The following is a 25,490-nucleotide window of genomic DNA, read 5'->3' on the forward strand; positions in this document are numbered from 1 at the left end:
CAAGGTTTATTCACAAACAATCTGATTCTTAAATTTCACGCTAATCCGATCGTAGGCATTCCAGCCTTTTCTCGGAAGTATTTCCTGATACAGCACTTCTATCCGGTCGAATTTGCTTTCGATATCAAAGCCATCCCCAAACTCGATCACCTGCTTTCCAACTTGCTGATGCAGTCGGATATCATTCCGCTTTCGGATTTCCAATTCGGTAATCTGAGCTTTCCAAAACTCATCCCCAGTGATGTACTCGATAAGTGGCATCAACTCCGGCATGCCTTCCAGACTCCCCTGATTCATCAACTGCTCCGCATAATCCCCTTCCAAAATCAGAACCCGGCTCGTATAGCTGGATGAGGTAGGAATGATGAGCCCATCTGTTGTGATGTACCCATCGGCTGCCATAGGCCTTGCTATTCTCGCAATAGGCTCATGCTGTTCGATTTCTACTTTTAGAATGCCTTTCTGGCCTACTGAGGCTTCTGCTTTCTTGATAAAGGGATGCCCTATCAATCTTTTCTCCACTTCAGCAAGGGGTATCTGCGTGGCAGGAAGTCCGGGCTTGAGCTCAGGGAAAGATTGGGAGATCAGCGTGGCTATTTCCTTTTCTTCGACGAAATAGACTCCACTGACTGCCTCTAGATCAATCTCCACCTTCTGAAAGGTCTTTTCCTGTCCTTTCTTTTCCACAAAGCCGATCAAAACCACCCAAATGACTGAAAGGGTGACCAAAGCGGCTGCCTTTTTCACTTTTTTCCAGTTCATTCTTTTTTGAGTATAACTCTTGACTTTTCCCACGCTGCAATACCCGGCACCAGCCGGTCAATATCTCCCGCCCCCATGGTCACCAAGACCTCGGGCTGGGATTCCTTCAGGTATTCCATTACCTGATCCTTTTTTATCAATATCTTTTTCCCTGCCTGAATCCCATCCAAAAGCATCTCCGAAGTGACTCCTGCAATCGGCAGTTCTCTGGCTGGATAGATGTCCAATAGGACCACCTCATCAGCCAAGGATAGACTTTCGGAAAACCCTTCAGCAAAGTCCCTAGTCCGGGTGTAGAGATGAGGCTGGAAGATCACGGTGAGCCTTTGCATAGGGTACATTGCTCTCACTGAGCTCAGGCAAGCTTTGATCTCCTCTGGGTGATGGGCATAATCATCGATGTAGACTTTTCCCTCTTCGGTAGAATGAATTTCAAATCTTCGCTTGACCCCTCTGAAGGTTCTGATCCCCTCTCGTATCTGTTCAGGAGTCACTCCATGATCTACGGCTATGGCGATGGCTGCCAAGGCATTTTCCACATTGTGAAATCCAGGAATTTGCAGCTCCAAACCGCTGATTTGTGCTTTTGGACCGATGTAGTCAAACTGGAAAATTCCGGGCTTGGCAATGACATTTTCGGCATGAATACCCGTGGACCGGAGTCCATATTCTCTTTGGGTAGCCTTCGCCTCCAAATCCTCTCCCAGACGGAAAAGAGCATGGGACTGAATGTAAAGCTTACCCCGCTTATCAACCAATCGGATGAAATCCCGGAAACCTTCCAGAATAGTGGCTTCGTCACCATAGATATCCAAGTGGTCCGGATCTGCACTGGTCACCACTGCTTCATTCGGGTGAAGTCTGAGAAAGGATCGGTCAAATTCATCGGCTTCTACCACCACCAAAACCTGTTCTTTGGTTTTGCCGGGAAGGATCAGGTTGCTTTGGTAGTTTTGAGTAATTCCTCCCAAAAATGCCGCTACCGGCTTACCTGCCGATTTCAGCAGGTGTGCTACCAAAGAAGAGGTACTGGTCTTGCCATGTGTACCCGCCACTGCGATGGTGTAGAAGTCTTTGGTAATCATTCCGAGGACTTCTGATCTTTTCTTCAGCGTATAATGCGCCTGGAAGAAATTGAGAAGAACACTGTCCCTAGGTATAGCCGGAGTCCACACTACAAGAACTTCTTCAGGAGCTGTAGTGAAATCGACTGGCATGCTGTCCACTCGATCCTCATAGGAAATGAGCATTCCTTCACCTTCCAGCTCTTCTGTCAAGGGAGAAGGAGTCTTGTCATATCCTGCTACAGGATAGCCTTCATGCCGAAACCACCGGGCCAAAGCACTCATGCCTATGCCCCCGATTCCGAGAAAGTACACCTTATTTATCCCTTTGAATGTCATGCGACGAGTTTTTCCAATTCTTCCACAATAGCCTTTGCCGCTTCCGGCTTGGCCAGTTTTTTCATATTTGTTCCCAGGCTCAGCATGAGCTCTGGGTTAATCATCAGTTCATCTACTTTTTCCTTCAGCAGACCTACTGCGGCTTTATCTTCCAAGAGTACAGCTGCATCATTCCTCACATAGGCCATCGCATTTTTTGTCTGATGGTCTTCTGCCACATTGGGAGAGGGAATGAAGATCACAGGCTTCCCGACCAGGCTCAATTCAGACACAGAAAGTGCACCCGCACGGGACACAATCACATCGGCAGCAGCATAAGCCAAATCCATCTCCCGGATAAATTCCCTCAGCTGAATGTGCTTCAATCCTGAAGAATTCAACTCCTCCTGCATGGCTTTGAAGTAGAACTTCCCGCTTTGCCAGAGCACCTGATACCCTGCTTTTTCTAACTTTTTCATGTCCTTTAGGACGGCTTGATTAAGCGTCCTCGCTCCCAGAGATCCTCCCAAGACCAAGATTGTCTTTCGTCCTTCCTCCAATCCGAAATGGGCCAGAGCCTTCTCTCTTTTTCCTGACAAATCCAGAATGTCCTTTCTCACCGGGTTTCCGGTCACTTTGATTTTGGAAGCTGGGAAAAAGGCCTCCATTCCGGGGTAGGCCACACAGATGGATTTTGCCTTTTTGGCCAACAGCTTATTGGTCAGGCCTGCGTAGGAGTTTTGCTCCTGTAGCAAAGTGGGAATACCCTTGTTTTGCGCAGCATAAAGCACCGGACCGCTGGCGTAACCTCCCACTCCGACTACTGCATCAGGCTTGAATTCCTTCACGATGCCTGATGCAATTCGAAGGCTTTTCAGCAGCTTGAAAGGAAAGCTTAGATTGTCCAAAGTGAGGCTTCTCTGCAGTCCGGCCACTGGCAGTCCTTTGATGGGATAGCCTGCTTCGGGGACTTTTTGCATTTCCATTTTTCCCAAGGCACCTACAAAAAGGATCTCGCTACCGGGATGCCTCTCCATCCAGGCATTGGCGATGGCGATCGCAGGATAGATGTGTCCTCCTGTGCCTCCTCCGCTGATCAGTATCCGATATGTAGGTCGCTCTGCGTTCACGTTTGCTTAAGCTGTTCTTAGTCTATTACTTGTTTTTGGCATTTCGGCAGCAGCCGCGCTGGCCTCATCCTGATGATCTCCTCTACTCACGCTGAGGATAATCCCAAGGGCTGTTCCGGTAAAAACCAAGGAAGTTCCCCCCATACTCAAAAGAGGCAAAGGAAGACCCGTAATCGGGCCGAGTCCAACAGCCACGGCCATATTGACCAAAGCTTGAATCACCAGGGCAAAACTGAGCCCGGCAGAAAGCAAGCCTCCAAAGGCTTTGTTGGAATTGACCACAATCCGCATTCCCCGATAGAGGAGCGCGAGGTAGAGGAAAAGCACAGCTGCTCCTCCAATCAATCCGTATTCTTCGATGATAATGGCGTAGATAAAGTCCGAGTACGGGTGGGGTAGAGAATTTCTCTGCTCGCTGTTGCCAGGACCTTTTCCGGTCACCCCTCCGGTCGCAATGGCGATGTAAGATTGCTCTGCCTGAAAAGGGATTTTGCTGTCATCCACTCTGGACTCTCTGAAATCCTCGATTCGGCTTAGGAAAGTGTCTCCCCGCTGTCCGAAGAGCACAGCTCCACCCAAACCGATGACTCCGATCAAAACGACCAAGCCGATAAATTTGACCGGGACTCTACCGATAAACATGATCAAAAGGCAGGTTATCAGCAGCAAAATAGCCGTGGACATATTGGCCAAGCCGATCAGTCCGCAGATGAGTCCTATGGAAAGCATAATGGGAAGGAAGGTTCCCGCAAAGTCTTTGATATTCCTCTGCTTGGTGGCCAACATAGCTGCCAGGGCGGCTATCAGAGACAACTTTGCCAAATCCGAAGGCTGGAAAGCCTGATTGATGACCGGGATGGTCAACCATCTGTTGGCCTCGTTGATATTGGAGCCAAAGAGGTAGGTAAACAGCAAAAGCGGAATAGACAGATACATGAAAAGACGGGCATAAAGCGCATACTTTCTGTAAGGTATCTTGTGTGCCAGCCACATCACGAAGAGGGACAGGAATACCAGGAATGAGTGTCTGAATAGATACAATTCGGTATTTCCTCCGGCAGTCTTGTAGGCTAAGGTTCCTGTCGCGGAATACACAACCAGGATGCTGAACAACGACAGCAAAATCACGATCGCCCAAATGATGGGATCGCCCTTGAAATGCTCATCAATCCATGCTTTCAGCTGGTTCATGCGTTCTCTTTTTCTTTTAGTGCCAAAACAGCAGCTCTAAACTGCTCGCCCCGGTCCTCATAATTCCTGAATAAATCAAAGCTGGCGCAGGCCGGAGAAAGCAAAACCACTTCCCCTTCCTGAGCTTGCTCCTGAGCCCAAGTCACTGCCTCCCGAATATCTTCCGTCTCCACTATCGTCTCGATTGCCTCCGAAAAGGCTTTTTTCAGTTTCGAGTTGTCTTTTCCCAAGCAGATCAAAGTCTTTACCTTGCCCATTTCCACCAATGGAAGAAGGCTGGTGTAATCATTCCCTTTGTCCACTCCCCCAGCAATCCAGATCATAGGATCGGAATAACTTCCCAAGGCATAGTAGGTCGACTCCACATTGGTCCCCTTGGAATCGTTGATGTAGCGAACTCCATTCAAGACTCTCACCTGCTCCATCCGATGGGGGGCATTTTTGAAAGTGGGGAAACCACTTTTCAACTGCTCTTCAGTGACCCCTGCCAGCATCGCTGCCGTTCCGGCAAAAAGGGCGTTGAGCAGATTATGCTTTCCCTGAATCGACAGCAGATCCACCGGAATGGAAGCTTGCTTTCCTGAGATGCCGATTTCAAGAGTCTCTCCGTCTGTGTAGCCACCTTTTTCCTGAGGCTCATTGAGAGAAATCCAATAAGGTGAGGCTTTGCAAGGCTTTTTGGAATAACCACGTTGAGAGTAAGGATCTTCTTTGTAGAAAATGGCCTTTTGTCGGGCGTTCATCTGCTTGAAGAGACTCATCTTTGACAGGATGTATTTATCGAGCTGGTATTCGTAGCGGTCCAGATGATCCGGCGTGATATTGGTCAAAAGAGCGATTTCCGGCTGAAAAACCACCATTCCGTCGATCTGAAAGCTGGACACTTCCAAAACCCACCATGCATGGTCGCCCTCCACAAGCTGAGCCGCCCAGCTTTTACCCACATTACCAGCCAAGCCCACATCCAAACCGGCTTCCTTCATCAGATGATAGGTGAGGAGGGTGGTGGTAGTTTTTCCGTTGGTTCCGGTAATGGCAATGACCTTTCCCTTGCTAAACCGGAAGGCAAATTCCAGTTCATCGATTACAGGGATACCTTGCTCCATGGCTTTCTTGACCAAAGGAGCAGAATGAGGAATACCGGGACTCTTGATAATCCAATCGCTGGAAAGGATTTCTGCCTCGGTGTGGCCTTCTTCTTCGAAAAGGATGTCTGCCTGCTTAAGGCTTTCTTTTCTTTGGGATGAAATCTGACCCGAATCCGATACCCATACGGCAAAGCCTTCCCGCTTGGCAAGCAATGCTGCTCCCAATCCGCTTTCTCCGGCTCCGAGTATGGCAATCTTTTTCATTATCTCAGTTTCAAAGTGGCCAAGGTGATCACTGCCAGCAAAATGCCGACAATCCAAAAGCGGGTCACAATTTTCGCTTCCTGGATTCCTTTCTTTTGGTAGTGGTGGTGAAGTGGGGACATCAGGAAAATCCTTCTGCCCTCTCCATATTTTCTTTTGGTGTATTTGAAATAGCTGACTTGAAGCATGACGCTGACGTTTTCGATCAGGAAAATGCCGCACATGATCGGAATCAGCAGCTCTTTTCTCAGGGTAAGTGCCAAAACAGCAATGACTCCGCCTAGCATCAATGAGCCGGTATCTCCCATGAAAACCTGAGCCGGGTAGGCGTTGTACCAAAGGAAACCTACGCAGGCACCGATAAAGGCCGAGGCGAAAATCACCAACTCCCCGGAATTGGGGATATACATGATGTTGAGGTATTGGGAGAAGATAGCATTACCGCTTAGGTAAGCGAAAATGGCAATGGTCAAGCCGATAATCGCCGAAGTACCCGCAGCCAAACCATCGATCCCATCGGTAATATTGGCTCCATTGGATACCGCAGTGATGATGAAGATCACCACCAGGATGTACAGGATCGGAGTCATGCTCTCCCCAAGGAATCCAAGCAGGTTTTCGTAATTCAGCTCATTGTTTTTGACAAAAGGAATGGTCGTTTTCAACGCTTTCACGTCTTGGAAAGCCGGGGTTTCGACTACCCCACTTTCTACAGAAACAGGCGTAGAAAACTCTCGAATGACTACATCATCGTGGAAGTACAGAGTAGTACCCACGATAATTCCAATTCCTATTTGGCCCACGATTTTGAATCGGCCTTTGAGCCCTTCTTTATTTTTTCTGAAGACCTTGATGTAATCATCCAAAAATCCAATCAAGCCCAACCAAACAGTGGTAATCAACAAGAGGATGACATAAATATTTTTCAGGTTGGCGAAAAGAAGGGTCGGGATCAGGATGGCCGCAATCATCATCAGACCTCCCATAGTAGGAGTGCCTTTCTTCTGCGCCTGACCTTCGAGCCCCAAATCACGGACTGTCTCGCCTATCTGCCTTCTGCGTATCCAATCGATGATGGCTTTGCCAAAGGTGATGGTGATAATCAGAGAAAATACCGCTGCCATACCCGCACGGAACGAGATATATCGGAACACGCCCGTACCCGGGATGTCCAAAACTCGATCTAAATAGTCAAAAATGGGGTATAACATTTCAGCGGTTGGTTGTGAATTGATTTAAGATTTCCGTTACAGTCTCCGCATCGTCAAAATGATGCTTCACTCCTTTTATTTCCTGATAGTCTTCGTGCCCTTTGCCTGCAATCAGGATGATATCCCCTTTTTGGCACAGCATGACGGCGGTCTTGATGGCTTCTTTTCGGTCCTCGATCGTCAGCGTTTTTCTCATTTCACTCGGTCCTATTCCAGCCTGCATATCTCTGAGGATATCCATGGGATCTTCGAATCGGGGATTGTCGGAGGTCAAAATCACTTTGTCGCTTTCCTTCACTGCAATCTTGGCCATGGCCGGACGCTTGGTCTTGTCCCGATTTCCACCACAGCCGACTACTGTGATCAGTTGCTCGTTTCCGGTACGGACCTGATTGATAGTCTTGAGCACATTTTCAAGGGCATCAGGCGTGTGCGCATAATCCACGATGGCAGTCACTCCACCTTTGGAAATCCGATCAAACCTTCCTTTGGCCCCGCGGATGACTGAAAGCTCTCGCAGAACTTCCTCCTCCTCTTCTCCAAGGAGAACCGCCACTCCGTATACAGCCAGAAGATTGTAAGCATTGAATGTACCAATCAGTCTAAACCAGATGGATTTTCCATTGATATCCAGCTCAAGACCCTCCAGAGTATTGGAAAGTATTTTGGCTTTGAAGTCCGCCGCGGATTTCAGGGCGAAGGTTTGATGGGTAGCCTTACAGTTTTGGAGCATGACCAGGCCCCGCTTGTCGTCAGCATTCACTAAGGCAAAGGAATCTTTGGGAAGCTCATCAAAAAGCTTCTTTTTGGCTTTGATGTATTCATCGAACGTCCCGTGATAGTCCAAATGGTCATGGGAGATATTGGTAAATACTGCTCCGGCCAGTTTGAGTCCAGCGATTCTTTCCTGTACGATGGCATGGCTACTCGCTTCCATGAAGCAATACGTACAGCCTTCATCTACCATTTGCTTCAGCAGCTTATGAACACTGACTGAATCCGGTGTGGTATGGGTAGCCGGGATGATCTTTTCGTTGATTCTGTTTTCTACGGTAGACAAAAGCCCGGTAGAATACCCCATCGCCACAAAGAGCTGATGAAGCAAAGTCACCGTGGTAGTCTTTCCATTGGTACCGGTCACGGCCACGACTTTGATTTTGTCGGAAGGATTGCCGAAAAAGTTGGAAGCCATGATACCCAAAGCTCTGGCTGAATCGGTCACCTGTACGTAAGTGATTCCTTCTCGAATCTTTTCGGGAAGCCTCTCACAGACAATCACAGCAGCTCCCTTTTCCAGGGCTGCTTCAATGTATTCATGTCCATCCACTTGAGTACCTGCCACTGCTACGAATGCACAATCCTTGCTGACTTTGCGGCTGTCAAAGACGAGTTCGCTCACTCTCTGCTCCATGTTTCCCTGGGTAGAGGTCAGTGACACCTTATATAATATGTCTTTGAGTAGTTTCATTTATCCAAGCACTAGATTTATGGTGGTATTGGGCTTTAGCTGGGTTCCGGGCAAGATAGATTGCTGAATCACCCGGCCGGTACCGTTGTAGTTGACACGAAGTCCTTTGTTCTCCAGAATGAATAGCGCGTCCCTAAGCGGCATTCCAGATACATCAGGAACTACGGGCTTATCGGTTTCATTGATTTTCAGATCCACACGCTCAGCTGCGAAAGTGGGCTTTACCCATTCCTCTGCTGCGGGAGATTTGGCGGAAAGGCCTAAATGCTCAAAAATTCCCTGCAAATCCTCCCCTTTACCCGCCTTGATTACAGGGATCGTGGGATCATCTGACTCCGCTTTAAAGATTTTGGATTGATCTACCGGATTGAGCTCCATATCGAGCGCAAAAATCCGATCGGCGATTTCTTTGAAAACAGGAGCGGATACATCTCCACCGTATGCAGCAAACCCATTAGGACTGTCAATCACCACGATCATACTGTATTTCGGCCTGTCTGCTGGAAAATAGCCGGCAAAGCTGGTGTAGTAAGTCTCGGTGTAGCGCCCGTTGGTGATTTTCTGAGCCGTACCGGTCTTGCCTGCAATGGAATAATCGGTATTCAGGATATTTTTGGCAGTACCTCTCAGGACTACCCCTTCCAGCAACTCCTGAAGCTGCTTGATGGTCTTTTCGGAGGCAATACTCTTCCGGATAGCCTCTGGCTCGTAGATTTCTACAAATGAATTCCCTCTTCCGACTGCCTTCACAAAAAGAGGCTTCATCATCACCCCATTGTTGGCTACTGCATTATATAGTGCAAGAGTATGAATTGGGTTGAGCTTGGACTCGTAGCCGATGGAGATCCAAGGCAAGGAAGTCCCATACCAGTCTTTCGCTCCGGGCTTTTTGAAGAAAGGTTTGCCCTCTCCTGCAAGTTGAATTCCGAAAGGCTCGCTGATTCCCGCTTTGTCCACATAGGCCAAAAACTTGGAAGGACTGGAGCCAAAATGCATGTCTACCAGCTTGGAAATGGCCACGTTGGAGGATTTTTCAAAAGCTTCACGAATGGTAATAGTTCCAAAACCTCCCCGCTTTGCATCATACATGGTCTGATTGTAAAAGCGATGGGCTCCATTACCGGTCTCTATCATCTCATTGAGACTGATTTTATTTTCTTCCAAAAGCGCCAGCATGGAAAGAAGCTTAAAGGTGGAACCGGGCTCCGTGTTGCCGATATCCCCTACCGCATAGTTGTAGCTTTCCGAATATCCCTTGCCATTCTTATTTCTCTGCAGATTCGCCATGGCCTTGATATGGCCGGTCTTGACTTCCATGACTACTACTGAACCAAAGGCTGCCTCTCTGTCGATCAGCTGTCGTCTCAGCGCAGTCTCGGCAATATCCTGAAGATTCACATCCAGGGTGGTGTAGACATCATAGCCATTTTCTGGCTTGATATCCTCCGCATCAAAAACCGGCTTCCAACTTCCGCCTGCCAAACGCTGAAAAAGAGCTTTCCCGTCTTTGCCCTTGAGGTAATTATTGAAGCTGTATTCGATTCCCGCGCCGTATTCATCCTCATTGAGGAATCCTACCGTACGGCTAGCCAGGGAATTAAAGGGTTGATAGCGCTTTTCTACCTTTTCGAAAATGACTCCCCCCCCCAGTCTTCCTTCACGGAAAATTGGCCATTTGGCCATTTTTTGCATGTCCTGATAGCCGATTTGCTTTCTATTAAGGACCAGATAGCGCTTTTTGTCTCCCCTTGCGTCCTGAATCATTCGCTTGTAAGCCGTTGCAGACTTATCTCTGTAGAAAGATGAAAGCAATCGGGAGAGAGAATCGATTCCGCTCTTGAATTTGGCATCTTTTGCCATAGTGGGGTCGATTGCTACCCGGTAAAAAGGCAAACTAGTCGCCAGAAGGCTTCCGTCTGCGGCATAGATATTTCCTCTAGTCGCAGGAACTTCCCGGTACTGAAAATTGACCTGTTCGGCTTTGGCCCGCCATTTTTCACCCTGCTGAAACTGCACCACGGCAATACGGTAAGGAATGGCACACGCAGCCAACGCGACCAGGATGAAAACCACCCTCACTCGGAGCACTATGGAGCGTTTGATATTCACTTTTTCACCTCGATTTTTACCGGTGGTTGATTCAATTCATAGAGATCATACTGGGCTACACGCTTAGCCACCTCGGACTGCATGCTGCTTTGCATATATTCTGCTTCCAGCGTAGTGACATCGGCACGGATATCTTCCACTTCCTGCTGGGCTTTTTCGATTTTTCTCACCATATTTTCAGCCCGGTGATTGCTGTAGATATAGAGTAAAGCCAAGAGAGTGAGAAAAGCTACAGGCGGCACAAACTGCACCGGAACCCCTTCACCCAAAATCCGGGTCACATCCAACTTCTCCTCCATCCAGGTAAAAATGGTCTTTCGGGGACCGCCTTTGGGGCTGTTCCCTGCTTTAAGCTTCTTCTTAAAGGTGTTCTGACTCATTTCCCTATCTTTTTTGCAATTCTCAATTTTGCACTTCTCGCTCTTGGGTTGGAGGCTACCTCCACCTCATCCGCTACGATAGCACCCCGACTGACTGGTTCTAGGGGCCGAAGGAGATTCCCGTAGAAGTCTTTCTCTACTTCACCCTGAAACTTCCCCTTGGTAATGAGATTTTTGACCAACCGATCCTCAAGACTATGGTAGCTCATCACCACCAATCTTCCCTCAGGCTTCAATAGCTCGACTGCACTTAGCAGCATTTCTTCCAAAGCTCCCATCTCGTCATTTACCTCTATGCGAAGCCCCTGAAACACCTGAGCGAAGTATTTGAACTCTTTTCCTCTGGGAGCAAACTTTTTTAGGAAGGCGGTGAAGCCTTCCGTCGTATCAAATGGTCTGGCTGCCCGTTCGGCTACCACTGCCTGAGCCAGAGTTTTGGCATTTTTCACCTCCCCATACATCCCAAAAACCCGGTGCAATCGGGACTCTTCGTAGGAGTTGAGCACCTCTTTGGCCGTAAGTGGAGCGGATTGATTCATCCGCATGTCCAGGCTCCCGCTAAATCGCGTGGAAAATCCACGACTTGGCTCATCGATCTGATGGGAAGAAATCCCCAAATCAGCCAAAATTCCATCCACTTGCTTCACACCATACAGCCTCAAGTAGCGGCGGATATCCCTGAAATTGGCCTTGATCAAGGTAAACCGATCATCTTTTGGTGCATTAGCCACTGCGTCCGCATCCTGATCAAAAGCGTAAAGGTGACCTTGGTCCAGATTTTTCAGGATTTCCCGAGAGTGCCCCCCTCCACCAAAGGTGACGTCGACATAAATCCCGTTTGGATTAATAGCCAAGCCTTCAGTGCATTGGTCAAGCATCACTGGAATATGGTACACAGACTCTGTCATGACGGTCAGGAGAGAAACTTTTCCATTTGGCCAGATACTTCAGCCGGATCAGGGATCACAAACTTTTGGTACTGCTCAGGATTCCAAAATTCTATCCGGATTCCATTCCCCACGACCACTACATCCTTCTCCAGTTTGGCATAGGCTTGATAAGTCTTTGGGATAAGCAATCGACCCGCACTGTCCAACTCTACCTCTACGACAGTACTGAAAAAAGAGCGCTGAAATGTCCGCTGCTCCAGATTATGGATGTTGAGCGCTTTGACTTTGTTCTCCAGCTTTCTGTATTCCACCATTGGATACAGAGCGAGGCAGTAGTCCTCTGCCATACGCAGCATCAAAGTAGACCCATTGGCCTCCGGAATTGCCGACTTGATCTTTGCCGGCAATACCAGACGTCCTTTAGGATCGAGCTTGGCATCGTATGAACTGTTAAACATTTGCTGACGCTATCTTTTGTAGAGTTTTCTGTAAAAACAAAAGTAAGAAATTGAATTACACAATCTACCACTTTCCCCCACTTTTTCCCACTTTGGATTAAAAATAGCCAAAAGATTCATCCACACCAATATTTTTAAAAAAATTTCTTCGAAATTTTTATTGATTTTCAAGAGGTTAACACCCTAGGCACAGCTTGAAAAAATGGGCTAAAACAGTCCGATTTTGGGCTTTTTTAGAATTAAAACTCTGATCTAAAGGAATGCTGGGTCGAGTATGGGATAAAAAGTGGGGGATTTTCCCAGGAAATATCAAGAAATGGTGAATCAACCCACCTTCATAAAAAAAACCTGCCCAATTGGACAGGTCTTTTATAGATCAACAACACATGTTTTAATTTTTCTCTTTGGCTTTTTGGAGCTCTTCTTTCAGCAGCATTTGAAACTCTTCCATTTTGGCTTTGTGCTCCTGCTGCCAGATTTCCATTCTCTTTTGGAATTCCTCCAACTTGGGCTTTTGGGCTTTCTCCCATTCTTTCATTCTTAGCTCAAATTCTTTCATTTTCGGTTCCTGTGCTTCTTGCCAGGCTTTCATTTTTGCCTCAAATTCCTGCAACCTAGGTTCATTGGCAGCCTGCCATTCTTTCATCCTAAGCTCAAACTCCTTCATTCTCGGCTCAAATTCTTGCTTAAATTTCGCCTCCCACTCAGACATTTTTGCTTGTCTCTCCTGCTCATTTTCTTTCCATCGAATCTCCCATTCCTTGGCCCGGAGCTCAGCTTCCTTAGAGAATTCTCTGGCTCGGTCTGCCATTTCTTTGTGCCATTTTTCTCTTTCGGCAGCAGTCATTTTGGTGGTATCCGACTTAAAAAACTCCGCTGGAAATTCGCCTAGAAAATCAAACTCCATAGGGAAATCGGGAAATGGAGGCATAGCCATAGCTTCCATTGGAAAAGGAGGCATTTCTCCAAGTTCCGGGATTTCTATTTCGAAGTCTGGCATTGGAGCCATTTCCAATTCCATCGGGAATTCAGGTACTGTAGGAAAATCCAAATCAGGTATAGAACTAGTTTCCAGATTCTTTAATTTTTCGAGTGCAGCCTTGGTTTTTGGACTTAGAGGTAAAGTATCCCCTTCGTAGATTAACCGATCTCCATTGACTTGATAAACTTTACCATCATCAGAAGTGATTATCATAGTGTTTTTCCCATATACTTTAATGGTCTCTTGAGTCTTGGGATCAATGTAGGTTTTGATGGTTGTATCCTGAGGTGTGATTGGAACAAAAGAAGAACTTAATGGCAACTCTTCGGAAGCAAGCTGAGGCGCCTCCGGAGACTTGGGCGTGTCTTGTTGGGCAGAGGCCATCAGCCCAAGGCTGAGAAATACAGTGAGTAGCATAGGAATGGAAATTAGCGGAGTTTGTGGATAGTTTTCAGTGGAATAGCCGAGAATACGCTTGATTCTCAGTAGAGTTGGATTTCGTTTTTTGCCAGCGGTAAGTGAAAGTTCGGGGGTGTTTTCTCTGGTGAAATTGATAACCTCCGCCAGGCTCGTTGCCAGAACTTTTGGCTGAATGCCCGACTTCAATGCCAAATCATCAGCTGCATTTTCCCGGAGTTCTTTGACGGTCTGACTCATCCACCAATAGCAAGGATGAAAGAAGAAAATTACTTCCAATCCTGAGAGCAGCAGGTGGACCAAGTAATCGTTTCGCTTTACATGAGCAAACTCGTGTGCAAGAATGGCTTCAAGTTGGTGGGGAGTAAGGTGAAAAACCAAAGCAGCTGGCAAGAGGATTACCGGCTTTAAGGTGCCGAAAGTCAAAGGAGATTGGGCCTTGTGATGAGTTCGTAGTTCAAACTTCCTTTGGATTCCCAGTTTCTTAGCTATCCTTTGGGCCACTTGCTGAGTCTCGAAATCAAGTAAAACTGTAGATTGCTTTCTCAGGCTACGTATTTCCGAGAGGCTATTTGCCAATCTAAAAACGAAAAGCAAGGCCCCCAAAAACCAGAAATTAACCAACCAAGTCAGATTGGTTTCTATCCAAAAGGAGGTTTGAGTCATCCAGTTTTCCAAGGAAATCTCCTCACCTACCTGCTCCTGATAGACCTTCAGGGTAAAATCCTCAGGTAAGGAAATGGAAGCCGCTGCTTCCACTTGAGACCATTCATAGACGAAAGTCAGGCCTACCGAAAAGAAGGAAACCATAAGGGCCGCTACCGCTAGCCCATACTTTAGGGCAGGAGTGGAGCTCTTTGCCAGTCTGAGTACTAAGGCTAGTAACCCAGCTATCAAAATCAACTGCCAAACTGAGTGGACTAAAGTCCATCCCAGCGCATTCAAAAGAGGTTCTGAAATCCAATCATTCAAAAGGTTCATGCGTTATCGTTGTCAAGGTTGTCAAGAAAGGCTCGAATTTCATCAATCTCGGCTTTGGAAGGCTTCTCCTGTCCCAGGGCCTGCATGACCAAAGTACTTGTACTTCCTCCAAAGGCCGTGGTCATCAGATTTTTCAAAAGGGATTTTTGTGTGTCTCCCTGCTTGACCAATGGGCGATAAATATGGGTTCGGCTGGTTTCATCACGTTCCACCATCCCTTTGGCATGCATGATTTGCATGATCTTCAGTGTGGTGGTGTATCCGGTATCCTTCACTGCGGCGAGCCGCTCGTGAATCTGCCGGACACTCGCTTCCTTCAATTGCCACAGCAAGGAAAGGATCTCCAATTCAGCTTCGGTAGGTTTGTTCATGCGAATAATACGATTGCTTTCGTACAAAGTTATACGAAGAGTATCGTAAGATCAAAAATAAATACGATTTTTTTCGTATTAAAAAGTGTTAAATGCTCATTAGGAGCTATTTGCGCAATTTTCTGAGATTTTTTTCTCCTTGCCTTTCCAATGATTTGCGAAATAATTCTCCAACAAAAGGCCAGGTACCTGCGATTTTAGCCAACCAACCCCTAGAAGCTGGAAGAGTCACTTCAGCCTTGGGCTTATCCATTAGCTTGAGAATAGCTTTGACCACATCCTCAGGCTGTAAAATAGGACCAGACCCGCTGAATGTCAGCTTAGCTTCCTCAGGATAATTCAATTGTAGGTCCAGCATGGGTGTATTGACCAAGTCCGGACAAAGTACACTGACTTTTACGCCAAAGGCTTTCAGCTCTGCTGCTACAGCAAGGGAAAAACCCCGAACAGCAAACTTGGAGGCCACATACAAGCTTAAGCCTGAAACCGGCGCTAAACCTGCCAATGAAGAAACGTTTATGATATGCCCAAAGCCCTGAACCTTCATCTCTCTACCGATAATTGTGGTTCCGAGGATACTACCTTTAGCATTGATATCCAGATGAAAGTCGATGTCGGAAAGTGAGTAATCGACTAAAAATCCGGGCCGAATGACTCCGGCGCAATTGATCAGATGAGAAATGGGAAAGCTCCATTCCTTGGCAAGGACTAAAGCCCGATTCCAGGTTTCAGGATCAGAAACACTTCCAACCAAGAGTTTGATTCGCTCTTTCTCCCCAAACTCGTCTTTTAGCTCATTTTCCCTGATATCGATCAAAATCATCGGGATCTGAGCCTGATAACATTTTCTGGCCATATGAAGTCCGATGCCGCTAGCCGCGCCTGTCAGGATAAGGAGAGAGGGTCTCATAGTTTGGATAAAATAAAGGGAAAGGTGTACATAGACCGGGTTTTTCTGAATCGATTGGATGCCAGCGCAAAGTAATTTAGAAAACTTCTCCCAAACCTGAACTTTGACTAGCCGGAGATAGTTGTATATACATTGAATTTAGAAGCCAACGACTATCATGAGTAAAACACAAGCGCTTTTGCAGCCAATTGAAGTGGGAGATTTAGCTTTAAAAAATCGGGTTTGGATGGCCCCAATGACCAGAAGTCGGGCTAACAATGCGGAAAACAAAGTTTTTGACATCCACGCCAACTACTACCGTCAGCGAGCCTCCGCAGGATTGATTATTTCGGAAGGATCTCAGATTTCGCCAAGAGCGGTGGGCTACATTAACACTCCGGGAATTTATTCTGAAGCGCAAAAGGAAGCTTGGAAGCAAGTAACTCAAGCCGTGCATGAAGAAGGTGGAAAGATTTTCATTCAGCTTTGGCATGTAGGAAGAATGTCCCATCCGGATTTTCATGGGGGGAAACTCCCTTTGTCTGCCTCGGCGACCAATCCCAATTCCAAGTCATTTACACCGGAAGGATTCAAAGAAACGGTGAAAGCAAAAGAAATGTCTTTGGAGGAAATCCAAGAGACTATTCAGGATTTCAAAAACGGAGCAAAAAATGCGATGGAAGCCGGATTTGACGGAGTAGAAATTCATTCCTCTAATGGGTATCTGTTGCATCAGTTTTTCAACTCCACTTCAAATCATCGGACCGATGCCTACGGGGGAACCATTGAAAACAGAGCCCGAATTTTATTTGAAGTGATCGATGCCATCAAAGAAGTCATGCCGGAAAACCGAATCGGTGTTCGTTTGAATCCTTCCTTGCACGGAGTTTTTGGCATGACCATGAATGAGGAGACTATCCCTACTTTTGATTACATCATCAACAAACTCAACGGGTACAATTTGGCCTACCTTCATCTTTCGGAGCCTTTCACCGATGTCAGCAAGCTGGAATTTGCGGAGCCGAATATCGCCAAGCGCTATCGCCCGATTTACAAAGGCACTCTGGTAATCAATAGTGCTTTTGACCAGGAAAAAGGCAATCAGATCATCGAAGAAGGATTGGCAGATGCTGTGGCATTTGGCAAACCCTTCATTTCTAATCCGGACTTACCTGAGCGTTTTGCTTCCCACGCTCCTTTGGCAGACTGGGACCAAGACACCTTCTACACTCCCGGAGAAAAAGGATACACAGATTATCCCAAATTGGAACAAGAAAAAGTTGGATAATCACCCAAGCAGAGGTTGCCTAAGCGCAACCTCTTTTTTTTACCTTTAGGATATGTGTTTGGTAGCAATAGCCTGGAAAGTCCACCCGAACTTTCCTTTACTTATTTCAGCCAACCGGGATGAGTTTTTTGACCGGCCTACGTCCTCCCTTCATCAATGGGAAGAGGGCTGGTATGCTGGCAAAGATTTAAGAGGAGGCGGGACTTGGATGGGGTTTCATCCGAATGGAAAATGGGCTTTGTTGACAAACTACAGGGATTTCTCCCAAAATCGAAAAGCTCAGATGAGCCGGGGAAAGCTGGTCACGGATTTTCTTCACTCCCCCCTGTCCCCCGAAAACTATCTGGATCAGGTTTGGGAAAAAAGGGGACTTTTTGATGGATTCAATTTACTGACTGCGGAAGGCGACCGGCTTTATTATGTGAGCAATTATGGAAAAGAGCCTGAGGAAATCCAACCGGGAATTCATGGGCTAAGCAACGGGCTAATCAACGATCCTTGGCCAAAGACTGAATTGGCCAAAAAACAGCTCATGGCTGTACTTCCCGACCCAAATCCGGAAATCCTGCTAGATATCCTCAAATCCGCAGAAAAATACCCTTGGGAACTATTACCCGAAACGGGAGTTCCAAAAGAAATGGAAGAAAGCCTTTCGGCACAGCTGATCCGGATGCCTCCAAATTACGGTACGGTCTCTGCTTCGGCAGTTTTACGGGATAAAGAAGGCAAAACCCAAATTACCGAGCGGCGCTTTGGCTGGGATAGAGGTCAGTTCACAGAAACTCTGATCAAATTTTAATCAACAACCCAATGCAAACTATCTACGACTTGATCATCATCGGAGGAGGGCCAATTGGCTTGGCCTGCGGAATAGAGGCCCAAAAAGCAGGATTGAATTACCTGATTTTGGAGAAAGGAGCGCTTTGCAACTCGATCTACAATTATCCGGTGAATATGACGTTTTTCTCCACCTCGGACCGCTTGGAGATGGCCGGTATTCCCTTTATGTCTGTGGGGGCAAAACCTACCCGAACAGAGGCCTTGGAATATTATCGCCGGATTTACTTTCATTTTCAGCTGAAAGTCAATCTTTACGAGGGGGTAGAGACTCTGAAAAAATTAGGATCAAACTTCCACATTTTGACTTCAAAAGGATCCTATCTCACCCGAAAGATCGTTTTGGCCACAGGATTTTATGACCTGCCCAATCTGATGAATGTGCCGGGAGAAGACCTGCCCAAAGTGCTTCATTACTACAAAGAGCCCTGGCCGTTTATTGGTCAAAAAGTACTGGTAGTCGGTGGGGCCAACTCAGCAGTAGATGCCGCTTTAGAATGCTGGAGAAAAGGGGCTGAAGTGAGTATGGTCCTGTTGGGAGATGAGGTAGATGATAATGTGAAATACTGGGTGCGACCGGATATCATGAACCGAATCAAGGAGGGTTCAATCAAAGCCTTTACCAACTCAAAAGTCAAGGAAATAAAGACGGATGAAGTGATCATTTCCACACCTCAAGGGGAGGAAAGTATTGCCAATAATTGGGTACTAGCCATGACCGGTTACAAACCCAACTTTAGCCTTTTGGATCAGTTGGGGGTAGAATTAAGCTTGGATGAAAAGAGGCAGCCCTGCTACGATCAAGCCAATCAGGAGTCCAATGTGCCCGGGGTATATCTGGCAGGGGTAGTTTGCGGAGGCCTGAATACACGGGAGTTTTTTATAGAAAACAGTATCTCTCATGCAGAAGCCATTGTAAAGAACATTGTGTACAAAAGCACCTAAACTATTGCAAATAGGATAATTAAAACTTGCAATTTCAATTATTTTGTGTAAATTTAGCGGAGATCAATTCTAAAGCTATGAGCCAGACTTGGAAGATTCGATTTTCAGACGCAGATCCTGAAGTAATTGAAGTCGGGAACAGCCCCTACCATTTTTTTCAGAGCTCACCTTCGGTAGTCAGTGATCCCGCAGAATCTTACGGGGCTGTCCTGGATTTCCATGAGACAGGGCGGTTTTTCGATTTCTTGGACTTTACTACTCATGACATTGCCGAGGTAATGGAGATAGATCCCAGCACCCTTTTCCGCTGGAAAAAGGAAGACCGAAAGCTCAGCAGGGCACTTACCAAAAATCTCTTGGAAATAGACCAGATAATTGCCAAAGGGGTAAGGATTTACGGGACTGAAGAGCTTTTTTCCCAGTGGCTTCAGACTCCCAATGCTGGTCTAGGCAATCAAAAACCTGCTTATCTCCTTAAAAACCCCTACCAAATCACCCTTGTAGATCAGGCTTTGGAGGCGATATCCTGGGGTAATATCCTCTGATGAGGTACTTTCGACTGATCGAAAACCTACCCGGGAGAAACTCTCTCGGCTATGGATTGGGACCGGGCCGATGGAATCCTTTTGGTACTCCGATGATCTATGCCTGTTCGGTTTCAGCCTTGAATTTTTTGGAACTGCTCAGTATCAAGGGGCCCATAGTGACTCAAAGCCATGGGAAGCTGGTTCTGATTGAAATTACCGGAAGCATACCTGATCTCGATCCTGAGACTTTGGCTCCCGATTGGAAAAACAGACCCTATCCGAGAAGTACTCAGGAATTTGGAGGAAAATGGGCGAAAAGCATGCTCTCTCTTTCCTTGAAGATTCCTTCTTGCCGCTTGCCTTTAAGCAGCTATCCCGACGAACATAATCTCTTGATCAATCCACTCCATCCTGACTTTTCATCTCGAGTGAAGGTCTTAGAGGAATGGGATGTAAGTTTTGAGGTCAATCAGTAGGAACGGAAAACCGGGTGCTTATCGCGTCCGGGTTGGAAAATGGTAAAGTTGGAAGGCTAGGATGTCAAAGGATGGTTAGGGTTCATTAAAATCTCGTAAACCCAAAATCATAGGTAGGAAATATTGTCCTAAGTCTAACCATTTGGAAAAAGAAGTGAGAAGACAGAAGACTGGGGAACGAAAACGAAAAAGCCCTTCGGTAAGGAAGGGCCTTTTTGGAACCATCAGAAATCTTAGGATTTGATGCTGTAGTTAGGGGCTTCACGGGTGACGCTCACGTCATGCGGGTGCGATTCCTTCACCCCTGCAGCAGTGATTTTCACGAATTTCCCGTTTTTCTGTAGGTCCTCGATGGTTTTGGTCCCGCAGTATCCCATTCCAGCCTGCAATCCTCCTACCAACTGATACAACACTTCAGAAACCAGTCCTTTGTAAGGCACACGGCCTACGATACCTTCAGGTACAAGCTTTTTGATATTGTCCTCTGCATCCTGGAAATAGCGGTCTTTAGACCCGGATTCCATGGCTTCCAAAGAACCCATGCCCCGATAGGATTTGAATTTTCTACCTTCAAAAATGATCATCTCTCCCGGAGCTTCCTCGGTGCCGGCAAGCAAGGAACCGATCATTATCGAGCTTCCTCCTGCTGCGACGGCTTTGACCAAATCTCCGGAATATCGAATTCCACCATCTGCAATGACCGGAACACCCCGATCCTTCAGTGCTTCCGCGCATTCAAATACCGCAGAAAGCTGAGGAACCCCCACGCCGGCAATCACCCGTGTAGTACAAATTGAGCCTGGACCTACGCCGACTTTGACCGCATCGGCACCTGCGTCCGCCAAGGCAATGGCTGCTTCCGGAGTAGCAATATTGCCCACAATAACTTCAAGATCCGGGAAAGCTGCTTTAATTTTTTTACAGGTATCGATTACTCCCTTACTATGTCCATGGGCTGTATCAATAGAAACCACATCGACTCCAGCGCTTCTTAGCGCTTCTACACGCTCCACGATATCGGCAGTCACTCCGACAGCAGCACCCACTCGAAGCCGGCCATATTCATCCTTACATGCATTCGGCTTATCTTTTCTTTTAAGGATATCCTTATATGTAATTAGCCCGGTTAGCTTATTGTCTTCGTCGACGATGGGAAGTTTTTCGATTTTGTATTCCTGAAGGATTTCCTCTGCCTGCTCCAAAGAAATACCCGATTTGGCAGTAATGAGGTTTTCACTGGTCATAATCTCCCGAATCAAGCGATTGGGGTCTTTGATAAAGCGAAGGTCTCTGTTGGTAATAATCCCTTTTAGGACTTTGTGCTCATCCACCACAGGAATCCCTCCGATATGAAACTCACGCATGATCGATTCAGCATCTCTTACTCTGGAATTGATATCCAAGGTAATCGGGTCAAGAATCATCCCTGCCTGACTTCTCTTTACCTTTCGGACCTGAGCAGCCTGCTTTTCAATGGACATGTTTTTGTGAATAAAACCCAATCCACCCTCCAAGGCAATGGCAATTGCCAATTCCGCCTCAGTGACAGTATCCATCGCTGCGGATACAAGAGGAATGTTTAATCGGATTTTTTTAGTGAGCCAGGTGGAAGTATTGGTGTCTCTAGGGAGAACTTCAGAATAACCTGGGACAAGAAGCACATCATCGTAGGTGAGGGCTTCGTAGAGGAACTTCGAGGAGTTTGGATTCATGGCAAATATTGGTTGTAGGTAACCCTATTTGCCCGTCAAAGGTACAAACAAAAACCATTGCAGCGCTAGCCAAAAACAAAAATAAATGTGGATTCCCGGCTTTTATAAAGCTTAAATAAAAGAAGCTTTGGAAAATAGGCCTTTACCCTATTCCCAAACCCTTGCCCAAAAGAGCCAATACCAGAAAAAAAAGACAAAACAGAAAGTAAAGAATTGCTATCCCCAGGATAGGAATTGGTCTTTCCCGGAATACAAACCATCCGATCAGGGGTAAAATTTGTAAGGCATGAATACCCAGAAAGTGAAAAACCCGCAAATCCCCGTAGGTCAAAGCCCAGCCAAAAAGAGGAATTCCTTCCTGACCATCGGCTGCGCCAACAGTATGCTGATGTAAGCTCACCATCAGAAACCCCTGATATCCTGCGATCAAAAAAATCAGCAATCCCAGCCTCAAACCCCATAAATAGCCTTGGGGAAGGTGTTTTGCATTCCAAAGCTTGATCAAAACCAAAATCACCACCAACGAATTGGCCGTAATTGCCAACCCCATCAGCCCAAAAAGAGCTCCATCCAATGGGGTATCATTATTGAAATGGGATATTTTTCCCTTAGAGGCCTGATAGGTAATTATGATTAACTCAATCAGCATCAAGGTCCAGGTGATCCAGGAAATTTTTTCTACCCAGCGAGAATCTTTTACCTCTTCCATAATCCATCCCATAGTCCAAAAATAAATGGCAATAGACAGGAAGAATTTGGCAGGCTTCATCCACACGGACTGACCTAAAAGTTCACGGGGATCAACAAGAGGAAGAAAGAGTAGAAAAGCACCAAGAAGGAGACACAAACCTCCAGATTTGGCCAAGAGGCCATTTCTCCGACTAAGCTCAGTGTACCAGGTTCTCCACATAAGGTTCCTGAGGAAACTTTCTCATGTAAAAAGCGCGGATAATCACATATAGCAAAAGACCTGTAGGCCCCATCATAAAGGTCAGCAATAGACAGGGAAGCAGGACCCATCGATTGATCGTCCGGCGGTCAGCATCATGACAGATCCACATTCCGACAAAAAGATCAAAGACCAAATAATGAATCCAGCCTGCTAAAACAGCTTCATCATTTGAAAAAAGAAGTTTAACATTGGCCAATGAATCAAATCCGCCTTGCGGCTCATGCCAAAGCCCCTGAATGATGAAATAAAGGTAAATCAGTGCCAAAAGAGGAAATACAACAGAAAAAAGCGCCTTATACACCCATCGCTTTTGATACAGAACAAACAATAAAACCCAACAAATAAAAGCAATCGAGTTGGCGAAGGAAAAAACCAGCTCTAGGTCCATAACTTAAAATTTGATTAAAATTAAAAAATAAAGACCTGAATAATAAAGGAATAGGCAAATTATTTATGAGAGGAGAAAGCAGGTCCGATGTCGGATGTCCATAGCCCGGTGATTTGGAAGAGGAAAGTCAGCAAGTGGTAAGGTTGGAAAGTGGTAAAGTTGAAAGATTGAATTTTAGAAGAATATTTGAATCTCCTGCAAATCAAGTTATCCAAAATCGTAAATCGCAAGTAAGGGGATATTGTCAGATGGTGCATGCAAAGAACAAATCACTTCCTCTGCAATCGGGCAATGTAAAACCCATCGAATCCGCTTTCTTGAGCCAAGACCTTTTTGTCCTCAATTAGCTCAAAATCTTTTCCTGCTTCACTTTGGAGAAATTGCTTGACCTGCTCCTCATTTTCCGAAGGAAGAATACTACAGGTGGCATAGACCATTTGCCCTCCGCTTTTCAGCATGGACGGATAAGTCTGAAGAATCTCCTGCTGGGTTTGACGCACTTTTTCTATGGACTCCGGAGAAAGCTTCCATTTGGTGTCCGGGTTTCTTCTCAGGACTCCCAAACCCGAACAAGGCACATCCAAAAGCAGTCGGTCAGCCGATTCCTTAAGTCGCTTGATGGTTTTCGTTCCTTCGATAAGTTTGGGTTCAAAAATAGATACTCCATTTCTCCTTGCCCGCAACTTGGCCTGCTGTAGCTTCCACTCTTCCACATCCATAGAAATGACCTTACCCTTGTTTTCCATCAGAGCAGCCAGATGCAGGGACTTCCCCCCTGCTCCGGCGCAGGCATCAATCACCCGCATTCCCGGTTCTACAGCCAAGGCATCGGCTACCAGTTGGGAACTGGCATCCTGAACCTCAAAAAGTCCTTCTTTGAAGGCTGAATTTCTGAAGACATTTTGTCTTTTTTCCAGAATCAATGCATCTGGATATCCCTTGATCATGTAGGTATCTATCCCATCTTCAGCCAGACGATTTCTCAACTTTTCCCTGGAAATCTTCAGGGTATTGACCCGAAGGACTACCTCGGCCTCTTCATTGAGTGCATGAATTTCCGCATCCCATTTCTCTCCGAGTTCCTTTTTCCCCAAGTCTTGGAGCCAATCAGGAATCGACTCCAATAGGGCTGGATTACTTAGCGATTCGTATTTTTCTTTGATTTTTGCGGGATTCAGCTTTTCAAATTCCTCCCAAGGTGGAAGTTCATTTCCCTGCATCAGCCAATAAGTTCCAAACAAATCCCAATACCCCTTGGAAGGACTCAAATAGTTGATCAACCTCCACCAGCGTACCATCTCATAGGTCGTTTCCGCAATAAACGAGCGGTCTCTTGCCCCCCATTTGGGATTGGACTTGAGCGTTCTCTCGATTACTTTATCTGCATATTGACCTTCTTCAAAAATCGCTTCCAGTGCGGTATGCACTCCCCGGATGGTATTGTTGTGTAACTTCATGACTGAAAATAGTTAGGCAAAGGTACAAGGAAAAATTTTGATGCCGGGATTTGTGGTCTTTTCTCCGAAAAAGCATTTTAACTTTGGATATGCCTATCTCCTACATGGACTTTTCCCGTAAACTTGCCGCTCAACTCCAACTTTACCCGGAGTCCGAGGCTCTAAATCTGGTGGATTGGTTATTGGAGTATCATTTTGGATTGAAAAAGGTGGATTTTTTGAAATTTGTGGAAGAAAAGGATTTACCGGAAGCCTTTTGGCAGGATTTTGAAAAACTCCAATCCGGCATGCCGATTCAATACATTCTTGGAAAGGCTCCATTTTACGGAAGGGATTTTTTGGTCACTCCAGATACACTTATCCCTAGAAATGAGACCGAAGAGCTTGTCTACCTGATCAAAAGCCAAAACCCTCAAAGCGGACTGCGGATTTTAGATGTCGGAACCGGAACGGGATGTATTCCGATTACTCTCTCTTTGGAGATGAAGGCCCCGGAAGTCTATGGGGTGGACATTTCCAAAGAAGCCCTTCAAGTGGCTGAGAAAAATCGGGACTTGCTTCATGCCAAGGTAGATTTTTCCCTGATCGACATTCTCAACCAAACACCTGACCTGAGAGAATTTGACATTATTGTGTCCAATCCCCCTTATGTGCCGCTTTGGGATAAAGAAGAAATGCACCTTAATGTAGTAGATCACGAGCCTCATTTGGCCTTATTTGTGCCGGATTCGGACCCGCTTATTTTTTATAGGGTAATCGGCGAAAAGGGCAAAAACCTGCTCAAAAAGGAGGGGCGTTTATATTTTGAAATCTATGAAAAAGCCGCTGAGGAGATCCAGAGTCTTTTGGAAAAACAAGGATATGACCGAGTAACTATCCATAAAGACCTTAATGGAAAAGACAGGATGCTATCTGCTGTCAAACCTTAAATTCAA

24 protein-coding genes are annotated in these 25,490 nt (G+C 46.4%); 6 read left to right on the top strand and 18 right to left on the bottom strand.

Annotation, left to right across the window (positions count from 1 at the left end; genetic code table 11):
• Positions 1-6 precede the first annotated feature (6 nt).
• The 14 genes from AAA942_RS15000 to AAA942_RS15065 form a co-directional block, all read right to left on the bottom strand.
• Complete coding sequence (locus AAA942_RS15000) at positions 7-762, bottom strand: cell division protein FtsQ/DivIB (RefSeq protein ID WP_338221102.1); 756 nt, start codon at positions 760-762, stop codon at positions 7-9.
• On the bottom strand, positions 759-2,165 hold the full coding sequence (gene murC / locus AAA942_RS15005; protein ID WP_338221103.1) for a UDP-N-acetylmuramate--L-alanine ligase: 1,407 nt from the start codon (positions 2,163-2,165) through the stop codon (positions 759-761). The genes AAA942_RS15000 and murC overlap by 4 nt, the downstream gene beginning before the upstream one ends.
• On the bottom strand, positions 2,162-3,244 hold the full coding sequence (murG, locus tag AAA942_RS15010) for an undecaprenyldiphospho-muramoylpentapeptide beta-N-acetylglucosaminyltransferase (RefSeq protein ID WP_338221304.1): 1,083 nt from the start codon (positions 3,242-3,244) through the stop codon (positions 2,162-2,164). Before murG ends, murC begins: the two co-directional genes overlap by 4 nt.
• Before the next feature lie 36 nt (positions 3,245-3,280).
• Entirely contained in the window at positions 3,281-4,465 is a 1,185-nt protein-coding gene (locus AAA942_RS15015) for an FtsW/RodA/SpoVE family cell cycle protein (RefSeq protein ID WP_338221104.1), read from the bottom strand.
• The gene (gene murD / locus AAA942_RS15020) at positions 4,462-5,817 is read right to left on the bottom strand and encodes a UDP-N-acetylmuramoyl-L-alanine--D-glutamate ligase (RefSeq protein ID WP_338221105.1); all 1,356 of its coding nucleotides are present in this window, start codon (positions 5,815-5,817) and stop codon (positions 4,462-4,464) included. Before murD ends, AAA942_RS15015 begins: the two co-directional genes overlap by 4 nt.
• Entirely contained in the window at positions 5,817-7,028 is a 1,212-nt protein-coding gene (gene mraY, locus AAA942_RS15025) for a phospho-N-acetylmuramoyl-pentapeptide-transferase (protein WP_338221106.1), read from the bottom strand. Before mraY ends, murD begins: the two co-directional genes overlap by 1 nt.
• Position 7,029: 1 nt before the next feature.
• On the bottom strand, positions 7,030-8,496 hold the full coding sequence (locus tag AAA942_RS15030) for a UDP-N-acetylmuramoyl-L-alanyl-D-glutamate--2,6-diaminopimelate ligase (protein WP_338221107.1): 1,467 nt from the start codon (positions 8,494-8,496) through the stop codon (positions 7,030-7,032).
• Positions 8,497-10,605 (bottom strand): penicillin-binding protein, encoded by a 2,109-nt coding sequence (locus AAA942_RS15035; protein ID WP_338221108.1) that lies wholly within the window; start codon positions 10,603-10,605, stop codon positions 8,497-8,499.
• Positions 10,602-10,985 (bottom strand): FtsL-like putative cell division protein, encoded by a 384-nt coding sequence (locus AAA942_RS15040; protein WP_338221109.1) that lies wholly within the window; start codon positions 10,983-10,985, stop codon positions 10,602-10,604. The genes AAA942_RS15035 and AAA942_RS15040 overlap by 4 nt, the downstream gene beginning before the upstream one ends.
• The gene (gene rsmH, locus AAA942_RS15045; protein WP_338221110.1) at positions 10,982-11,893 is read right to left on the bottom strand and encodes a 16S rRNA (cytosine(1402)-N(4))-methyltransferase RsmH; all 912 of its coding nucleotides are present in this window, start codon (positions 11,891-11,893) and stop codon (positions 10,982-10,984) included. The genes AAA942_RS15040 and rsmH overlap by 4 nt, the downstream gene beginning before the upstream one ends.
• 5 nt (positions 11,894-11,898) lie before the next feature.
• Positions 11,899-12,333: a division/cell wall cluster transcriptional repressor MraZ gene (gene mraZ, locus AAA942_RS15050; protein WP_338221111.1), complete on the bottom strand. Its 435-nt coding sequence runs from the start codon at positions 12,331-12,333 to the stop codon at positions 11,899-11,901.
• A gap of 391 nt (positions 12,334-12,724) precedes the next feature.
• Complete coding sequence (locus AAA942_RS15055) at positions 12,725-14,713, bottom strand: M56 family metallopeptidase (protein WP_338221112.1); 1,989 nt, start codon at positions 14,711-14,713, stop codon at positions 12,725-12,727.
• Positions 14,710-15,084: a BlaI/MecI/CopY family transcriptional regulator gene (locus AAA942_RS15060; RefSeq protein WP_338221113.1), complete on the bottom strand. Its 375-nt coding sequence runs from the start codon at positions 15,082-15,084 to the stop codon at positions 14,710-14,712. Before AAA942_RS15060 ends, AAA942_RS15055 begins: the two co-directional genes overlap by 4 nt.
• Before the next feature lie 106 nt (positions 15,085-15,190).
• Positions 15,191-15,994 (bottom strand): SDR family NAD(P)-dependent oxidoreductase, encoded by an 804-nt coding sequence (locus tag AAA942_RS15065; RefSeq protein ID WP_338221114.1) that lies wholly within the window; start codon positions 15,992-15,994, stop codon positions 15,191-15,193.
• Positions 15,995-16,151: 157 nt separating this feature from the next.
• On the opposite strand from AAA942_RS15065, the gene AAA942_RS15070 reads away from it, so the two are divergent.
• From AAA942_RS15070 to AAA942_RS15090, 5 genes are all read left to right on the top strand, one after another.
• Positions 16,152-17,261, top strand: coding sequence for an alkene reductase (locus AAA942_RS15070; protein WP_338221115.1), 1,110 nt, complete (start codon positions 16,152-16,154; stop codon positions 17,259-17,261).
• A 52-nt stretch (positions 17,262-17,313) separates the two neighbouring features.
• Complete coding sequence (locus AAA942_RS15075) at positions 17,314-18,060, top strand: NRDE family protein (protein ID WP_338221116.1); 747 nt, start codon at positions 17,314-17,316, stop codon at positions 18,058-18,060.
• 11 nt (positions 18,061-18,071) lie between these two features.
• Positions 18,072-19,043 (top strand): YpdA family putative bacillithiol disulfide reductase, encoded by a 972-nt coding sequence (locus AAA942_RS15080; RefSeq protein ID WP_338221117.1) that lies wholly within the window; start codon positions 18,072-18,074, stop codon positions 19,041-19,043.
• A gap of 77 nt (positions 19,044-19,120) precedes the next feature.
• The gene (locus tag AAA942_RS15085; RefSeq protein ID WP_338221118.1) at positions 19,121-19,588 is read left to right on the top strand and encodes an antitoxin Xre/MbcA/ParS toxin-binding domain-containing protein; all 468 of its coding nucleotides are present in this window, start codon (positions 19,121-19,123) and stop codon (positions 19,586-19,588) included.
• Positions 19,588-20,046: an RES family NAD+ phosphorylase gene (locus AAA942_RS15090; RefSeq protein WP_338221119.1), complete on the top strand. Its 459-nt coding sequence runs from the start codon at positions 19,588-19,590 to the stop codon at positions 20,044-20,046. The genes AAA942_RS15085 and AAA942_RS15090 overlap by 1 nt, the downstream gene beginning before the upstream one ends.
• 233 nt (positions 20,047-20,279) lie before the next feature.
• On the opposite strand, the gene guaB is transcribed toward AAA942_RS15090, so the two are convergent.
• From guaB to AAA942_RS15110, 4 genes are all read right to left on the bottom strand, one after another.
• Entirely contained in the window at positions 20,280-21,758 is a 1,479-nt protein-coding gene (gene guaB / locus AAA942_RS15095; RefSeq protein WP_338221120.1) for an IMP dehydrogenase, read from the bottom strand.
• A 142-nt stretch (positions 21,759-21,900) separates the two neighbouring features.
• On the bottom strand, positions 21,901-22,605 hold the full coding sequence (locus tag AAA942_RS15100; protein WP_338221121.1) for a hypothetical protein: 705 nt from the start codon (positions 22,603-22,605) through the stop codon (positions 21,901-21,903).
• A 40-nt stretch (positions 22,606-22,645) separates the two neighbouring features.
• Positions 22,646-23,098: an ABA4-like family protein gene (locus tag AAA942_RS15105; protein ID WP_338221122.1), complete on the bottom strand. Its 453-nt coding sequence runs from the start codon at positions 23,096-23,098 to the stop codon at positions 22,646-22,648.
• Positions 23,099-23,367: 269 nt separating this feature from the next.
• On the bottom strand, positions 23,368-24,555 hold the full coding sequence (locus AAA942_RS15110) for an RsmB/NOP family class I SAM-dependent RNA methyltransferase (protein WP_338221123.1): 1,188 nt from the start codon (positions 24,553-24,555) through the stop codon (positions 23,368-23,370).
• Positions 24,556-24,644: 89 nt separating this feature from the next.
• Here AAA942_RS15110 and prmC point away from each other — a divergent pair, with 89 nt between their 5' ends.
• Positions 24,645-25,484, top strand: coding sequence for a peptide chain release factor N(5)-glutamine methyltransferase (gene prmC, locus AAA942_RS15115; RefSeq protein ID WP_338221124.1), 840 nt, complete (start codon positions 24,645-24,647; stop codon positions 25,482-25,484).
• The last annotated feature ends 6 nt before the right edge of the window (positions 25,485-25,490 follow it).

The sequence above is a fragment of the Algoriphagus sp. oki45 genome (assembly GCF_036245605.1).
Lineage (GTDB): Bacteria > Bacteroidota > Bacteroidia > Cytophagales > Cyclobacteriaceae > Algoriphagus.

What these genes read in the sequence shown, in the direction of transcription:
- AAA942_RS15000 (WP_338221102.1), bottom strand. Translation starts at nt 762, where the DNA reads ATGAACTGGAAAAAAGTGAAAAAGGCAGCCGCTTTGGTCACCCTTTCA.
- murC (WP_338221103.1), bottom strand. Translation starts at nt 2,165, where the DNA reads ATGACATTCAAAGGGATAAATAAGGTGTACTTTCTCGGAATCGGGGGC.
- AAA942_RS15015 (WP_338221104.1), bottom strand. Translation starts at nt 4,465, where the DNA reads ATGAACCAGCTGAAAGCATGGATTGATGAGCATTTCAAGGGCGATCCC.
- murD (WP_338221105.1), bottom strand. Translation starts at nt 5,817, where the DNA reads ATGAAAAAGATTGCCATACTCGGAGCCGGAGAAAGCGGATTGGGAGCA.
- mraY (WP_338221106.1), bottom strand. Translation starts at nt 7,028, where the DNA reads ATGTTATACCCCATTTTTGACTATTTAGATCGAGTTTTGGACATCCCG.
- AAA942_RS15030 (WP_338221107.1), bottom strand. Translation starts at nt 8,496, where the DNA reads ATGAAACTACTCAAAGACATATTATATAAGGTGTCACTGACCTCTACC.
- AAA942_RS15040 (WP_338221109.1), bottom strand. Translation starts at nt 10,985, where the DNA reads ATGAGTCAGAACACCTTTAAGAAGAAGCTTAAAGCAGGGAACAGCCCC.
- rsmH (WP_338221110.1), bottom strand. Translation starts at nt 11,893, where the DNA reads ATGACAGAGTCTGTGTACCATATTCCAGTGATGCTTGACCAATGCACT.
- mraZ (WP_338221111.1), bottom strand. Translation starts at nt 12,333, where the DNA reads ATGTTTAACAGTTCATACGATGCCAAGCTCGATCCTAAAGGACGTCTG.
- AAA942_RS15055 (WP_338221112.1), bottom strand. Translation starts at nt 14,713, where the DNA reads ATGAACCTTTTGAATGATTGGATTTCAGAACCTCTTTTGAATGCGCTG.
- AAA942_RS15060 (WP_338221113.1), bottom strand. Translation starts at nt 15,084, where the DNA reads ATGAACAAACCTACCGAAGCTGAATTGGAGATCCTTTCCTTGCTGTGG.
- AAA942_RS15065 (WP_338221114.1), bottom strand. Translation starts at nt 15,994, where the DNA reads ATGAGACCCTCTCTCCTTATCCTGACAGGCGCGGCTAGCGGCATCGGA.
- AAA942_RS15070 (WP_338221115.1), top strand. Translation starts at nt 16,152, where the DNA reads ATGAGTAAAACACAAGCGCTTTTGCAGCCAATTGAAGTGGGAGATTTA.
- AAA942_RS15075 (WP_338221116.1), top strand. Translation starts at nt 17,314, where the DNA reads ATGTGTTTGGTAGCAATAGCCTGGAAAGTCCACCCGAACTTTCCTTTA.
- AAA942_RS15080 (WP_338221117.1), top strand. Translation starts at nt 18,072, where the DNA reads ATGCAAACTATCTACGACTTGATCATCATCGGAGGAGGGCCAATTGGC.
- AAA942_RS15085 (WP_338221118.1), top strand. Translation starts at nt 19,121, where the DNA reads ATGAGCCAGACTTGGAAGATTCGATTTTCAGACGCAGATCCTGAAGTA.
- AAA942_RS15090 (WP_338221119.1), top strand. Translation starts at nt 19,588, where the DNA reads ATGAGGTACTTTCGACTGATCGAAAACCTACCCGGGAGAAACTCTCTC.
- guaB (WP_338221120.1), bottom strand. Translation starts at nt 21,758, where the DNA reads ATGAATCCAAACTCCTCGAAGTTCCTCTACGAAGCCCTCACCTACGAT.
- AAA942_RS15105 (WP_338221122.1), bottom strand. Translation starts at nt 23,098, where the DNA reads ATGGACCTAGAGCTGGTTTTTTCCTTCGCCAACTCGATTGCTTTTATT.
- AAA942_RS15110 (WP_338221123.1), bottom strand. Translation starts at nt 24,555, where the DNA reads ATGAAGTTACACAACAATACCATCCGGGGAGTGCATACCGCACTGGAA.
- prmC (WP_338221124.1), top strand. Translation starts at nt 24,645, where the DNA reads ATGCCTATCTCCTACATGGACTTTTCCCGTAAACTTGCCGCTCAACTC.